The following is a 14,122-nucleotide window of genomic DNA, read 5'->3' as shown; positions in this document are numbered from 1 at the left end:
TTTCCGCTAATGTCATTACTTTGTCTAAGAGTTAAAACAAATGGACGGCATGGCAAAAGAACTTCTTCATAGCTTAGGCACCCGCCAAGAGTTCATGGTAGAGCAGTTACACAATCTCTGTGAAATCAATTCAGGGACTGAAAACCTTTTAGGTCTATCTAAAATGTGTCAGGCTCTAAAAGCCGTTTTCACACCAATAGCAGATACCATTGAAGAAATTCAGCTCCCTGCTGTTAAAACTATCGATATGACCGGCGAAGCAGCAACGCAACTATGTGGTAATGCTCTTTTTATTCGCAAACGCCCGGATTTGCAGCGCCGAGTCCTGCTAAGCGGGCATATGGATACCGTTTATGGTGCCTGTCACTCCTTTCAAAACCTAACCTATATCAATGATAACCAGATTAATGGACCTGGTGTTGCTGATATGAAAGGCGGTTTAATAGTTATAGGGCAGGCCTTAGCTTGTTTTGAGAAAACAGCGATTGCAAGAGATCTTGGTTGGGACGTTTTAATCAATGCCGATGAAGAAATTGGCTCCCCTGCTTCAAGCGCCTTATTCGATAAGCTTGCCAAAGACTATCAAGCTGCCCTAGTTTATGAACCAGCAATGACAGCGTCCGGCACCTTTGCTAAAAATCGTAGGGGTAGTGGTAAATTGACTTTGATAGCAACGGGTAAATCAGCCCATGTTGGCCGAGCCTTTTATGAGGGACGCAACGCGATTTGTTATCTTGCTGAAGTAATCACCGAAATTAATGCACTAAATAAGCCAGAGAGCGGAATTACAATAAACGTAGGGAGAATTGCAGGTGGAGGGGCACTCAACGTTGTTCCTGACAGAGCTGTTGCCAAATTGGATGTGCGGATTTCTAGGCCTGAAGATGAGCACTGGGTTAGAGCTGAGTTAGATAAAATTAGCCGTAGAATGGAGCGAGATGGTTATTCATTAGCCATTCATGGCAGCTTTGGTAGACCAGTTAAGCGTGTTTGCCCTTCAACAGAGCGTTTGTTTGCTCGTATCCAAAAAGCAGGTCAAGAGCTTGGCCTGGCAATTGATTGGCAAGATAGTGGTGGTTGCTGTGACGGTAACAATTTAGCGCGCCATGGCTTGCCTGTCATCGATACCCTTGGTGTTCGTGGTGGTAATATTCACAGTTCCAATGAATTCATTATGCTCGACAGTCTTGTAGAAAGAACTGCCTTGAGCGCCCTCCTTCTCCATGACTTAGCAAGTGGGGGACTGGAGGAACTTAGAGAATGATGCTCTTTCGTAGCGCTCGCGCGACTGATCTGAATGCGATATACCACCTTGCTGAGCATTGCGGGATTGGGATGACAACCCTGCCAAAGGATAAAGCGCTGCTTAAAAAACGACTTTCCTGGTCTTGCGCTTCCTTCCAAAAAGCAGTTAGCTCTCCTGCACATGAATACTATTTATTTGTCCTCGAAGATCCTGCAACTTCGCAAGTCGTTGGTACTTCAGCAATTGAAGCAGCAATAGGTTATGAGCTGCCCTTTTATTCTTATAAATTATCTAAACGCACCAGAATCTGCCATTCCCTTAATATTCGAAGCGACTATGAGGTCTTGAGCCTGGTTAATGATTATCAGGGCCGTAGTGAAATCTGTACTCTCTTTTTAGAACCTTCATTCCGCCATAACTCAAATGGCTTATTACTTTCTCGGGCTCGTTTCTTGTTTATGGCGCATTACCCAAACCGCTTTGCTTCAACGGTTATCGCAGAAATGCGCGGGATTTCTGATGAATGGGGACATTCACCCTTTTGGGATAATGTTAGCCGGCATTTTTTCCATATGCCCTTTGCTGAGGCCGATCGTTTAACAATATCGACAAACAAGCAATTCATTGCTGATCTAATGCCCAGAAATCCGCTTTATGTCAAATTACTTGCACCTGCAGCACAGGCAGTGATTGGCAAACCGCATCAGTCTACGGTACCCGCTATGAATATTTTATTGAATGAAGGTTTTCGTTATAACGCCTATGTGGATATTTTTGACGGCGGCCCAACTATCGAAGCGCCGAAAAGTCAAATACGCACAATTGCAGCAAGCCGTATTATGACCGTAAAAAGTATCAGCGATGAAGTCAGTTCCAAACGCTTTCTCCTAGCGAATACCAAGCTTGACTTCCGCGCTACCATCAGCAAAGCGATTTTTAATCAACAACAAGGGTCTTGCATCATTGGCAAGAAAACTGCTGAACTTTTAGGTATCAAACTCGGTGACTGTCTGCGTATAGCGCCTTTGCAGATAGAAGAATCAACTATTTTCAGTGAGTAAAATCATGTTTCAATCTGATAATGCGGCTAATCATTATATCGATGGGCATTGGATTCATGGTCAAGGGGATCTTTTTGTTTCGAAAAATCCTGCCGACGGTTCTATTGTCTGGCAAGGGCATAGCGCAACAGCTGCCGAAGTCTCTGCAGCCTGTGCAGCTGCGCATTGCGCATTGCCCTACTGGTCTTCACTAGACATTACTTCACGGGCAAATTACCTGCTGCATTTTGCCAAAGAAGTGGAGTTGAAGGGACAGCAACTTGCTTATTTAATCGCCTTGGAAACGGGTAAGCCCTTATGGGAGGCCCAGACTGAAGTAAGTGCTGTAGTGGGAAAAATCAACTTATCGATTCAAGCTTACCAAGAGCGTAATGCCGAAAAGCGAACAACCATGGCTGAGGCAGATGCCTGTTTACGTTATAAGCCTCACGGTGTTGCAGCTGTTCTTGGCGCCTTTAACTTTCCCGCGCACCTAAGCAATGGCCATATCGTTCCTGCGCTTTTAGCAGGAAATACCGTGGTTTATAAACCCAGTGAATTTGCCCCAGCAGTTGCGCAATTTATCATTCAGTGCTGGCATGAAAGTGGCTTGCCGCCTGGAGTGATTAATTGTGTTCAAGGTGACGCCAGTTGCGGTAAAAATTTGCTGCGCGCTGACATTCAGGCGGTATATTTCACCGGTAGTTATTTGACCGGTAAATATATCCATCAACAGTTTAGTGATAAACCGGAGGTTATCCTTGCCTTGGAAATGGGTGGTTCTAACCCACTGATCATCGATGAGGTGCAAGATGTTTCTGCTGCCGTTTATCAAACTATTCTTTCCTCAATGATTACTGCAGGCCAACGCTGCACCTGTGCAAGACGTCTTTTTATTCCAGATAATCCTGCGGGCGATAGGTTCCTCAAGCAATTTATAAAGGGTTGCCAAAGCCTGCGAATAGGTAAATTTACTGACAGTCCTGAGCCCTTCATGGGACCTGTAATCAGTTATATTCACGCCCAGGCTCATTTAAAAGCGCAAAAAGCGCTTATTGAAACAGGTGGCGAGCCCCTGCTGACTATGACGCTTAAAACCGAAAATACAGGCTTACTAACCCCAGGGATCATCGACATGACCCAGGCATCTCAGGTGCCTGATGAGGAAATCTTTGCCCCCTTAGTTCAGGTTTTTCGCTATCAGGATTTTGAGGACGCCCTCGCACTGGCAAATAGGACACGTTATGGCCTGGTTGCTGGTTTGCTATCTGATAGTTTGGAGAATTACCAGCATTTCTATAAAACTATTCGAGCTGGACTTATCAATTGGAATAGACCCACAACTGGTGCAGTCAGCAGCCTACCTTTTGGTGGTGTTGGTTGTAGCGGCAACCATCGTCCAAGCGCTTATTTTGCTGCTGATTATTGTTCATATCCGATAGCCAGCTTAGAACAACCCCATTTGAGTAAACCTGCGCAACTGCTAACGGGTATCACTCTGGAATAATATTATGGAATTCTTTGAATTAAATCTTGATGGTTTAGTTGGGCCAACACACAATTATGCAGGTCTCGCCTCTGGCAACCTGGCTTCAACAACGAACGCACTTTCAACCTCAAACCCGCAGGCCGCAGCCCTTCAAGGCCTCGCTAAAATGCGCTTGCTCCATCAATTAGGTTTAAAACAGGCCGTGCTACCCCCGCATCAAAGACCTAATTTAGCTTTATTAGATCAATTAGGATTTAGCGGCTCTCCGGCTCAGCAAATCGAAAGAGCAAGCCTCGAAGCCCCTGAACTTTTATCTGCAAGTTATTCCGCCTCTTATATGTGGGCAGCTAATGCAGCGACAGTTTCCTCCAGTCTGGATACAGCTGATCATCGTGTTCATTTCACTGCCGCCAATCTCGTTTCTAATTTGCATCGCCATCAGGAGGCTAATTTTTCACGGCAGTTACTGGAAAAACTATTTGATAATGATAGGTTTTTTGCTCACCATCCCTTGCTTCCCAAAAGCCTCATAACCGGCGATGAAGGAGCAGCAAATCATAGCCGTCTTTGCTCGGCACATGGGAAACCCGCGATTAATCTCTTTGTCTATGGCAAGCAAGGTTTGAGAAATACTGCACAGCATCCTGTGAAGTTTCCTGCTCGGCAGACGCTGGAGGCCTCTCAGGCCATTGCGCGAGCACATGGCTTAGATCCGCAAAGGGTTATCTTTGCCTGCCAAAATCCTAAAGCGATCGACCAAGGCGTCTTTCATAATGATGTAATCGCTGTTGCCAATGAATCACTGTTACTTCTCCATGAAGAAGCCTTTGCTCAGCAAACAGAAATCCTAAAAACGCTACAAGACCGTGCAGACTTCCCTATTCAGATTATTGAAGTTAATAGCCAGCGGGTAAGTGTTGCTGAGGCTGTCAGTACCTATCTCTTTAACTCTCAGCTCATTAGCCTGCCTAATAACGCTGGCATGACTTTAATTGCGCCAACTGAATGCAGGGATAGTCCCGCTGTAAAACAATGTATTGATGAATTAGTTGCTGATAAAAACACCCCTATTGCTAGCGTCAATTACCTCGATCTTAAGCAAAGCATGTGTAATGGCGGCGGCCCAGCCTGTTTGCGTTTGCGTGTACCACTCAGCGAACAAGAATTGCGAGCTATGCACCAGGGTATTGTCGTTACCGACAGGTTATTAGACCAACTTGAAACTTGGGTGAAGCGTCATTACCGTGATCAGCTGCATGCAAACGATTTGGCTGATCCCTTATTGATTGATGAATGTTTAGTAACTTTGGATGAACTAAGCCAACTTTTACAGTTAGGTTCGATTTATCCTTTCCAACGTGAGCAAAAATGATTTGTAATAGCTCAGGTGGGATGTAAAAATCTTGGAGAAAGTTCAATTTTGAGTCCAGGTCGAAAGTGGACTTTCCTGAGTACGGAGTGATCTATTACGATGATTTGGAAAACGTTTGCCGGCCGTTGTATCTACCAATCTACTGAGGGTACACGTGTATTACAGAATCCCCTTTTCCGCTGGTTACAATTTAATAGTAAGGCCTTACAAACTGTATTATGCCGCTTTGCTCCACACAGACCGCAATTAAACTACCTTAGATACCTCATTCAATCTGTACAACAAAAACCGCAAAACTGCTGTATGCTAGGGCTTGGCGGCGGTGGAGCCGCTCATGCGCTTTCACCTATTATTGCCGATAGGTTAGTTATTGTTGAATATAGTGCTGAAGTCATTGATTTGGCTAAGCGCTTTTTCATGGTTGATAAGCTAAAGAATATTGATATTATTCATGATGAAGCCAGCAACTATCTGAATAACTGTAGGAGGAAATTTGACCATCTTTTAATTGATTTATATACCGCGCATAGCTTCCCAGAACAATGTGCGAATCCTGATTTTTTTGCACGATCTAAAGAGCTATTAGCACCAGATGGAATCCTTGCTGTAAATCTAGCAAACAGCCGAGAGCACTTAAGTATTTTTCAGCTTATACAAGAACAGTTCTTGCGTTCGACAGTTGTCCTGCCTGTTCCAGACTCTGCAAATATCATCGTCTTTGCGCGGAACTCGGAGACAATTAATCCTTTTTTGGATGTATTAAAGAAATCTAGAAAGCTCAAACAGTTAACCTGGTCAAGTCAGTGGGGATATGTTGCAAGGGTTAAGCGCTAGAACCAGAACCTGTGATCTTCTTATTAGGTCACCCCCATCCCGAATTCCTGCGGCTTGAACGTGGCGTCTATAGCAAAGCGTAATCAAGGTTTTCCTTAGATAAGAGGTGGAGGGGGACGTGACCTATTACACCTCACTCTGACTTATTAGAAATGCAGCCCTATAGCACTAGATAAGTTTTCTGAGTCATATTCACTTATTAAATCTGCTATTTTCTCACTTAAAACCTTAGCTTTTTTAGAACCCGCAGATGATGTTCATGTGCGGCAAAAGAATAAGGGTCTTGATTCATCTCTTCACAGACACATTTGTAGCTTAAAAAGATTTTTTTGCTTATTTCAGCAAGCTCCAACTCTCTGACTTTTTTAATAGCACGTGGTAAGGTTTGCAATAAATAACTTTCTCTCAGTGGCATTCCCTCTAAGTCATTTTTTTCAAATTTATAGCATGCACCGGAGCCCACTTCACTTCTGCAATATCGCTTCCTGCCTTGGTGCTAGGCGCCTCTTCTAAACTACCTAGATGAAAGAGGTAGTGTGTTACTTTGGTATGCAGTCGTTGTTGATTAGTAACACCAAAATCATCAGAGGTATACAACTCATGAGCTTTATAATTTTCTAACTTTAAGCCAGTCTCTTCCCATGTTTCACGTAAAGCAGTTTCCCAGACATTGTAGTCGTTGGCATAACTAATGCCGGATTCTTCCAAGAATTTTTTCATGACTAAAGGATTAATTTTTTCCCTAATTTTTCCTTAAAAATTTCAATTAACCGATAGCTGCATTATCATTTTTTATATCATTGCAAGGTAGAAAGAGCTTCACACAAAAAATAGAGATAAGAACTGATTTATCCTAATTTTAAAAAAAAGCCTACGTACTGCGCATAAAGCGCGGTACGTAGGCAGAATAATTTTGTGAGGATCTCTCAGAGTCAAGCCGTGGGAATTCGAAGAGACAGTTGAAATTTCTGTATTACAGATTAAATTTCCATTAAATCTTTTTCTTTTTCGACAAGTGAAGCATCGACTTCTGCGATGTATTTATCGGTGAGTTTTTGAATCACTTCGTTTGCACGCCTTTCATCATCTTCAGAGATTTCCTTCCCTTTCACTAAATCTTTCAGATGGCTATTAGCGTCACGACGAACATTACGTATGGCAACTCGACTCTGCTCGCCCTCGTTGCGAACAACCTTGATAAGCTCTTTACGACGCTCTTCAGTTAAAGGAGGCATTGGTACACGAATAGCTGAGCCTGCTGTTGCTGGGTTTAAACCTAAATCAGAAGTTAAAATTGCTTTCTCGACAGCAGCAACCATTGCTTTCTCCCAGGGAGTTACCATGATGGTTCGAGAATCACTGCTTGTGATATTTGCTATCTGGTTTATTGGGGTCATATTGCCATAATAGTCCACTTGAACATGGTCCAATAGGCCTACGTTAGCACGTCCAGTACGAACCTTTGTCAGGTCTATACGCAAAGATTCAACCGCTTTTTTCATACGCTTTTCAGCATCCTGCTTAATATCATTGATCATGGTTTGCTCCTACTATGGTTCCAACACGTTCACCGAGAACAATTTTCTTTAAAGCACCTGGCGCCTCCATGTCAAACACTTGTAAAGGCATACCATGGTCTTGGCACAGGCAAATAGCGGTTAAATCCATTACTTGTAATCCCTGTTGCAGCACTTGCTTATACGTAAGATAGTCATAACGTGTTGCATCAGGATTTTTAACTGGATCTGCTGAATAAATACCGTCTACTTTCGTTGCTTTCAAAACAACATCAGCACCTACTTCAATAGCACGCAGGCAGGCAGCAGTATCCGTAGTAAAAAAGGGATTTCCAGTACCCGCTGCAAAAATTACGACATGCTCATTGCGTAAATGAGTAATTGCTTTACGTCTATGGTAGGGATCAACTACACCAAGCATTGGGATTGCTGACATGATTCGTGCGGGCAAATCAATGCGCTCTAAAGCATCACGCATAGCCAAAGCATTCATCACGGTGGCCAGCATTCCCATATGATCACCCGTCACGCGGCCCAGCCCAACTTCTGACAGGGCTTTGCCACGAAACAAATTCCCACCACCAATAACAATACCAACCTCAACTCCCATCCTTATGAGCTCAGCAACGTCCTTGGCAATACGATCGAGAACTGAAGGGTCAATCCCAAATTGGGCTTTCCCCATAAGTGCTTCGCCGCTGCATTTTAATAAAATGCGCTTGTATTTTAACTGTGGGTGATTACCATTCATCATTGATCACGAACCTGCGCCATTACTTCTTCAACAAAATTATCTTCTTTCTTCTCAATACCTTCACCTACCTCGAAGCGAATGAATGAGAGTACTTCCGCATTTTTCTCTTTTAATAACTGGCTAACTTTCTTATTTGGATCCTTAACAAAGGGTTGTCCTAATAAGCTCACTTCGTCAATAAACTTGTTAATACGGCCTTCAATCATCTTATCAATGATTTCTTGTGGCTTACCGCTCTCGCGAGCTTGTGCTGTAAAGATATCTCGCTCGTTCTCAATAGCTTCAGCAGGTACCTGGTCGCGATTGACAACGATTGGGCGGCTAGCAGCAATATGCATTGCAATATCTTTTGCCAACGCTTCGTCACCATTCTTAAGAGCTACCATAACACCAATTCGGCTGCCATGTAGATAAGAACCAATCACACCATCGCAGCTCATTCTTACCAAACGTCTTAGCTTGATGTTTTCACCGATCTTGGCAACTAATTCTTGTCTTGCTTGTTCAATAGTCGTTGTTGCACCAATTAAGTTCTCGTTAGCTAATGCTTCAACATCGTTGGCCGCGCTTCTAAGAGCCGTTTCAGCCACTTTGCTAGCAAAGCCAGTAAAGTTTTCATCACGAGCAACGAAGTCAGTTTCGCTGTTAATTTCAAGCATAACAGCTGAACGACCATCAGCAGCACGTGCGATTACGATGACACCTTCGGCAGCAATTCTATCTGCCTTCTTATCAGCCTTAGCCTGTCCTGCCTTACGCATTTCAGAAATTGCCAGTTCAATATCGCCGTTTGTAGCTATCAGGAATTTTTTACATTCCATCATACCGGCACCTGTACGTTCACGTAGTTGCATTACCAATGCAGCACTAATTGACATCTTCAATCCTCCACATAGCAAAAAGGGGTTGGGGTTACCGCCTTCGTTAGCAATAAACCCAAACACCCTTTAAAAATTTACTCACCAGTTTTTTCTGATTCTTTATCAGCAGCAACTTCTACAAACTCAGCGTCAGAAGGAACACCACCAACAGTATTTCCACGCTTAGCATCCAGGATTGCATCTGCAACACAGCGAACATAAATATCAACCGCACGCATAGAGTCGTCATTACCAGGAATAATGTAATCAATGTTATCTGGGCTATTGTTTGTATCAACAACACCAATAACAGGTATCTTCAGGCGTCGTGCTTCTTCAACTGCGATGTGTTCAAAACCAACATCAACAACGAATAAAGCGTCAGGCAAACCACCCATGTCTTCGATACCGCCTAAGCCACGCTCTAACTTTTCGAGCTCTCTGGTTAGCATTAAGGCTTCTTTCTTAATCATTCCAGCAAAGGCGCCTTTATCACGTAATTCCTTCAATTCTTTCAAACGGAAAATTGACTGACGAACTGTTTTGTAGTTGGTCAACATACCACCTAACCAACGGTGATCAACATAGGGCATACCACAACGCTTAGCATGCTCACGGATACTTTCCTGAGCGGCTCGTTTTGTGCCAACAAATAGGATTTTTGCCTTGTTAGAAGCTAAACGACCAACGTAGTTAACTACATCGCTCAGCATTGGCATTGTTTTTTCCAGATTGATGATATGGATTTTGTTTCTTGAGCCGAAGATGTATTGAGCCATCTTGGGATTCCAAAAACGGGTTCTGTGCCCGAAATGAGCACCTGCTTCAAGCAGTTCACGCATACTTACATTCATTGTTATACTCCAGGGTTATGCCTCCACGCTTCCCATACAGCACCCTTATTGGGACCCTACCGTATGTGTCGAAGCGTGTGTGTCGTTAAAAGCGCGGTATTTATACCACAACCGACCTAAATCGGCAATTAAATTATATACCTAAGCGCCTGCAAAATGCGATTTTTAGTTTTTTCCTATTTTACTCAGGTTGTTTCTTAAAACCCGTATTTTGTAGGCGCATGCATATAAATTACATGAGGGTCTGATTTTTTCCCTATAATTCAGTTATGCTACTATAAAATTTTTTTTATGGACCCAAGAATGGCAGTAACTATCAAAACTCCTGACGAAATTGAGAAAATGCGCGTTGCTGGCAAGCTAGCAGCTGAAGTGCTAGAAATGATTGGCCCCCACGTGAATGAAGGCGTCACTACCGATGAATTAAACACTATTTGCCATGATTATATCGTCAATATTCAGGATGCGATTCCTGCACCGCTTAATTATAATGGCTTCCCCAAGTCAATATGTACATCGATTAACCATGTGGTCTGCCATGGAATTCCTGGCAAAAAAGCCTTAAAAAATGGCGATATCATTAATATCGATATTACCGTCATTAAAGATGGCTACCATGGCGATACTTCAAAAATGTTTTTTGTTGGTGAGCCTATAGTAAAGGCCAAACATGTAGTTAAAATCGCACATGAGTGCCTATTTATTGGGATAGAAATGGTAAAACCCGGTGTGCGTTTGGGTGATATTGGTCACGCGATTCAAAGCCATGCGGAAAAAAACCGCTGCTCAGTAGTCCGTGAATACTGTGGCCATGGTATTGGCCGTATCTTTCATGAAGATCCCCAAGTCTTACATTATGGCACGCCCGGAACAGGAGAAGTCTTACGTGCGGGGATGACCTTTACTATCGAACCTATGGTTAATGTCGGCAAACATCACACTCGCCTTTTACCTGATAATTGGACTGTTGTTACCAAAGACCACAGTTTATCTGCACAATGGGAGCATACGCTGCTGGTAACGGATGATGGCGTGGAAATTCTTACACTGCGAAATGAAGAACGATAATTTTACTTTAAAATCATCTATTAAACAGTTCAAGGACGAACTGTGTGAAGAGTTTTGCCAAAAAGGAAATATCACTTCCCTAACCCACAAGCTTGTTCTATTTATCGACGAGATTCTCTATAAGCTTTTTCATAAAAATAAATTGGATGAAAACAATTGCTTTTGCCTATTAGCTTTAGGCAGCTATGGCAGGCGTGAATTACAGCTCTATTCTGATGTCGATTTACTACTGCTCCGCACAGAAAAGATCTCAAAAACAGATTCTCAAAGAGCACAGGCCTTTATTCAGGATTGCTGGGACATTGGATTAGAGGTAAGTCACCAAATTACTACTGTAAGCGCCTGTGCAGAGCTTGCGGCCAAAGATTTGACCGTAATTTCCAGCATTTTGGATATGCATCTGCTCTGTGGCCGAGGCAACTTGATGGAAGAGTTAGCCTATCAAACGCATCCTCTGCATATGTGGCCTAGTCATGAATATTTTTTTGCCAAACAACAAGAGCAGAACCAGCGCTATGCTAAATACGGTGAAACAGCCTATAACCTGGAGCCTAATGTCAAAAATGGGCCTGGCGGTTTGCGTGATTTACAAATTTTGTTGTCTATTAGCAAGCGTCACTTCGGTGTTAAAAAACTGGCAGATGGGATTAATTGTGGCTTTATTACCGACAAAGAATATGAAGAACTAATAGCCTGCCAACATTATCTATGGAAGGTACGTTTTGCCTTGCATATCTTGGCTGAAAAACAAGAAGAGCGGCTGCTTTTTGATTATCAGATTAAATTGGCAACCCTCTTTGGCTTTAGTGATAACGAGCAATCTTTAGCTATTGAGCAATTTATGAAGGCCTATTTCAAAGTTATTAAACGTAGCAGGGAATTAAATGAAATGCTTTTGCAATGGTTTGCCGAAGCCATTGTCCATCACCAAAAACAACGCATCACTCCTTTAGACAATTTTTTTCAACTATCAAACGATTACATAGAAGTTAGAAACCCAAGAGTTTTTAGTCATAAACCACAGGCTTTACTTGAGTTATTTCTGTGGATTGCCAGAAGGCCTGATATTAGAGGCGTTCGTGCCAGTACAATTCGCTTAATACGTCAGCATCTTTACCTGATTGGCAACCGTTTTCGTCAAGCAAAATTTGCTCATCAGGCTTTTCTTGCCCTTTTTAAAACAGAGGATCCCTATGAAGCGTTGCATCATATGAATCGTTATGGTGTCCTGAGTCATTATCTAGATTGTTTTGCTGCAGTAACAGGCCAAATGCAATATGATTTATTTCATGTTTATACGGTTGATCAGCATACCCTCTTTGTAATTCGCAATCTTGCACGTTTTTTGAAGGCGGATTATGCCAAACAGTTTCCCCTGGCCGCTAAGTTAATGCCACAGATTGAAAACCGCGCTATTTTGTATTTATCAGCCCTTTTCCATGATATCGCCAAAGGACGTGGAGGCGATCACTCTGAATTAGGTGCAGAAGAAGCACGGCAATTTGCAAATCGTCATAAGCTTGAGGCAAAAGAAACTGATTTATTGGTTTGGTTAGTACTGAATCATCTGCTAATGTCGCAAACTGCGCAACGACAAGATATTTACGACCCTAAAACTGTCCAGCATTTCTGTAGCCTACTGCCACAGGCCGATTATCTTGAATATCTCTATCTGCTTACCGTTGCAGATATCTGTGCAACAAACCACAATTTATGGAATGCATGGAAGGATTCTTTACTCAAAGAACTCTATCGCGCTGCTAAGCAATTTATGCAGCAGGAACAAGCCTTATTAGACGAAACAACTTTAATAAATACCCGTAAGAAAGAAGCCCTGGCTATCCTTATTAAGGAAAATCTTTTAGCTGAAACCATATTAAATTTATGGGCAACTTTTAAGGATAAATACTTTCTCCACCAACCTTCTACAGTAATCGCTCGTCATAGCAAAGCAATCATTGAATGCAAGCAATATCCCTTAGTCCAAATTATGCCTCATCATAGTCAAGGTGGGACTGAAGTTTTTATCTACATGCCGCATCGAGATGAGCGTTTTACCATTAGCACTACTGTTTTATCTAACCATGATACAACCATTCAGGAAGCAGCAATTTTAACCTGTGATAATAACTTTGATTTGGATACTTATATTATTCTCGATGAGCAGCATCAAGCCTTTTTTGATGAGCAAAGAACTGTCGAAATTCAACAGGCACTTGTCAAGCAACTTTCAGATATGACTCATATTCCAACTATATCCAGACGCCGACTTTCACGTACACAGGCTCATTTCAGATTAGAACCGCAGATCAATTTTAGCGAAGAAATGGATAAGCTTCAGCTTAGCAGTTTTTTCCTAATTACGCCGGACCGCCCAGGCTTATTAGCGGCAATTAGCCGCGTTTTTTTAAGCCTCGGAATTCATCTTCATCACGCTAAAATTGCCACTGCCGGAGAGCGTGCGGAAGATATGTTTTTTATCTCCTCTAAAGAAGGACAAGCCCTAAATAAGGAAGAAAAAGATAGATTAAAACAAGCTTTAATCAAAGAATTAACAGAACTTAGTGCGTGAACTACTAATAACTAAAATATTAATAAATTTATTGCGAATTGATTTCATTGTTCGATATATTTTGCTACTATTTTTCTTCGATAAATCTATAAGAGGAACAAAAAATGGCCATTATTAATGGTAATAGCTCAACTAAAAAAGAAAAAATCAAAGCTGAAATCAATTCTGATGTTCTGAGACAAATTGAACAGTATTGCACTTGGGCAAACATCGATAACATTGGTTTTTTCTTGGAAGAAGCAGCTTATTTTATTTTTGCTAAAGATAAAGACTGGAAACAACATCAAAAATCTTTGAAAAAAGCAGCTAAAGAATCCGCGTAGTTTCTTACCTACCCTAGATAAGCTCTGAGATTCGTACAAACTTCAATGTAATAAGTCACATTTCCCATCTCCACATTCCGAGGATCTCCAGAATGAGCACTTTGTGCCTCATTCTGGAGATCCTTCGCTGCGTTCACGATTACGGGCTGCGTGTAATAGTCACTTGGGATGTAAAAATCTTGGAGGAAGTTCA

The 14,122-nt window shown here is 42.3% G+C and carries 14 protein-coding genes; 8 read left to right on the top strand and 6 right to left on the bottom strand.

Going from position 1 to position 14,122, the window contains the following annotated elements; all coding sequences use genetic code 11:
* The first annotated feature begins 40 nt into the window (after positions 1-40).
* The 5 genes from BN1094_RS16525 to BN1094_RS16505 all read left to right on the top strand — a co-directional run bounded on the left by BN1094_RS16525 (position 41) and on the right by BN1094_RS16505 (position 5,981).
* The gene (locus BN1094_RS16525) at positions 41-1,264 is read left to right on the top strand and encodes a hydrolase (RefSeq protein WP_081935192.1); all 1,224 of its coding nucleotides are present in this window, start codon (positions 41-43) and stop codon (positions 1,262-1,264) included.
* Positions 1,261-2,307: an arginine N-succinyltransferase gene (locus tag BN1094_RS16520; protein ID WP_044012248.1), complete on the top strand. Its 1,047-nt coding sequence runs from the start codon at positions 1,261-1,263 to the stop codon at positions 2,305-2,307. The genes BN1094_RS16525 and BN1094_RS16520 overlap by 4 nt, the downstream gene beginning before the upstream one ends.
* Positions 2,300-3,793, top strand: a complete 1,494-nt coding sequence (astD, locus tag BN1094_RS16515; protein ID WP_425411921.1) for a succinylglutamate-semialdehyde dehydrogenase — start codon at positions 2,300-2,302, stop codon at positions 3,791-3,793. The genes BN1094_RS16520 and astD overlap by 8 nt, the downstream gene beginning before the upstream one ends.
* A 4-nt stretch (positions 3,794-3,797) precedes the next feature.
* Positions 3,798-5,147, top strand: a complete 1,350-nt coding sequence (gene astB, locus BN1094_RS16510) for an N-succinylarginine dihydrolase (RefSeq protein WP_044012246.1) — start codon at positions 3,798-3,800, stop codon at positions 5,145-5,147.
* A gap of 99 nt (positions 5,148-5,246) precedes the next feature.
* The gene (locus BN1094_RS16505; RefSeq protein ID WP_081935191.1) at positions 5,247-5,981 is read left to right on the top strand and encodes a spermidine synthase; all 735 of its coding nucleotides are present in this window, start codon (positions 5,247-5,249) and stop codon (positions 5,979-5,981) included.
* Positions 5,982-6,201: 220 nt separating this feature from the next.
* Here the strand turns inward: BN1094_RS16505 and BN1094_RS16500 are convergent, their stop codons facing one another.
* The 6 genes from BN1094_RS16500 to rpsB all read right to left on the bottom strand — a co-directional run bounded on the left by BN1094_RS16500 (position 6,202) and on the right by rpsB (position 9,966).
* A complete protein-coding gene (locus BN1094_RS16500) occupies positions 6,202-6,396 on the bottom strand; it encodes a hypothetical protein (RefSeq protein WP_044012245.1) in 195 nt (64 codons plus the stop codon).
* A 5-nt stretch (positions 6,397-6,401) separates the two neighbouring features.
* The gene (locus tag BN1094_RS16495; RefSeq protein WP_044012244.1) at positions 6,402-6,701 is read right to left on the bottom strand and encodes an NUDIX hydrolase; all 300 of its coding nucleotides are present in this window, start codon (positions 6,699-6,701) and stop codon (positions 6,402-6,404) included.
* A 260-nt stretch (positions 6,702-6,961) separates the two neighbouring features.
* On the bottom strand, positions 6,962-7,519 hold the full coding sequence (frr, locus tag BN1094_RS16490) for a ribosome recycling factor (protein ID WP_044012243.1): 558 nt from the start codon (positions 7,517-7,519) through the stop codon (positions 6,962-6,964).
* Positions 7,509-8,252, bottom strand: a complete 744-nt coding sequence (gene pyrH, locus BN1094_RS16485; RefSeq protein ID WP_044012242.1) for a UMP kinase — start codon at positions 8,250-8,252, stop codon at positions 7,509-7,511. The genes frr and pyrH overlap by 11 nt, the downstream gene beginning before the upstream one ends.
* Positions 8,249-9,130, bottom strand: a complete 882-nt coding sequence (tsf, locus tag BN1094_RS16480) for a translation elongation factor Ts (protein ID WP_044012241.1) — start codon at positions 9,128-9,130, stop codon at positions 8,249-8,251. The genes pyrH and tsf overlap by 4 nt, the downstream gene beginning before the upstream one ends.
* Before the next feature lie 77 nt (positions 9,131-9,207).
* Entirely contained in the window at positions 9,208-9,966 is a 759-nt protein-coding gene (gene rpsB / locus BN1094_RS16475) for a 30S ribosomal protein S2 (RefSeq protein ID WP_044012239.1), read from the bottom strand.
* A gap of 303 nt (positions 9,967-10,269) precedes the next feature.
* Here rpsB and map point away from each other — a divergent pair, with 303 nt between their 5' ends.
* The 3 genes from map (at position 10,270) to BN1094_RS16460 (ending at position 13,929) form a co-directional block, all read left to right on the top strand.
* Positions 10,270-11,034 carry a type I methionyl aminopeptidase gene (gene map, locus BN1094_RS16470; protein ID WP_044012238.1) on the top strand — a complete coding sequence of 255 codons (765 nt, stop codon included), beginning with the start codon at positions 10,270-10,272 and terminating at the stop codon, positions 11,032-11,034.
* Positions 11,021-13,606, top strand: a complete 2,586-nt coding sequence (glnD, locus tag BN1094_RS16465) for a [protein-PII] uridylyltransferase (protein ID WP_052403350.1) — start codon at positions 11,021-11,023, stop codon at positions 13,604-13,606. The genes map and glnD overlap by 14 nt, the downstream gene beginning before the upstream one ends.
* 104 nt (positions 13,607-13,710) lie before the next feature.
* The gene (locus tag BN1094_RS16460) at positions 13,711-13,929 is read left to right on the top strand and encodes a hypothetical protein (RefSeq protein WP_044012236.1); all 219 of its coding nucleotides are present in this window, start codon (positions 13,711-13,713) and stop codon (positions 13,927-13,929) included.
* Positions 13,930-14,122: the final 193 nt, after the last annotated feature.

Source organism: Legionella massiliensis (genome assembly GCF_000756815.1).
Taxonomy (GTDB): domain Bacteria; phylum Pseudomonadota; class Gammaproteobacteria; order Legionellales; family Legionellaceae; genus Tatlockia; species Tatlockia massiliensis.
The sequence above is the reverse complement of the archived record's forward strand: the minus strand, read 5'-3'. Positions and strand labels throughout refer to the sequence as shown.

What these genes read in the sequence shown, in the direction of transcription:
- BN1094_RS16520 (WP_044012248.1), top strand. Translation starts at nt 1,261, where the DNA reads ATGATGCTCTTTCGTAGCGCTCGCGCGACTGATCTGAATGCGATATAC.
- BN1094_RS16505 (WP_081935191.1), top strand. Translation starts at nt 5,247, where the DNA reads ATGATTTGGAAAACGTTTGCCGGCCGTTGTATCTACCAATCTACTGAG.
- BN1094_RS16460 (WP_044012236.1), top strand. Translation starts at nt 13,711, where the DNA reads ATGGCCATTATTAATGGTAATAGCTCAACTAAAAAAGAAAAAATCAAA.
- astB (WP_044012246.1), top strand. Translation starts at nt 3,798, where the DNA reads ATGGAATTCTTTGAATTAAATCTTGATGGTTTAGTTGGGCCAACACAC.
- rpsB (WP_044012239.1), bottom strand. Translation starts at nt 9,966, where the DNA reads ATGAATGTAAGTATGCGTGAACTGCTTGAAGCAGGTGCTCATTTCGGG.
- BN1094_RS16500 (WP_044012245.1), bottom strand. Translation starts at nt 6,396, where the DNA reads ATGCCACTGAGAGAAAGTTATTTATTGCAAACCTTACCACGTGCTATT.
- glnD (WP_052403350.1), top strand. Translation starts at nt 11,021, where the DNA reads ATGAAGAACGATAATTTTACTTTAAAATCATCTATTAAACAGTTCAAG.
- tsf (WP_044012241.1), bottom strand. Translation starts at nt 9,130, where the DNA reads ATGTCAATTAGTGCTGCATTGGTAATGCAACTACGTGAACGTACAGGT.
- BN1094_RS16495 (WP_044012244.1), bottom strand. Translation starts at nt 6,701, where the DNA reads ATGAAAAAATTCTTGGAAGAATCCGGCATTAGTTATGCCAACGACTAC.
- pyrH (WP_044012242.1), bottom strand. Translation starts at nt 8,252, where the DNA reads ATGATGAATGGTAATCACCCACAGTTAAAATACAAGCGCATTTTATTA.
- BN1094_RS16525 (WP_081935192.1), top strand. Translation starts at nt 41, where the DNA reads ATGGACGGCATGGCAAAAGAACTTCTTCATAGCTTAGGCACCCGCCAA.
- map (WP_044012238.1), top strand. Translation starts at nt 10,270, where the DNA reads ATGGCAGTAACTATCAAAACTCCTGACGAAATTGAGAAAATGCGCGTT.
- frr (WP_044012243.1), bottom strand. Translation starts at nt 7,519, where the DNA reads ATGATCAATGATATTAAGCAGGATGCTGAAAAGCGTATGAAAAAAGCG.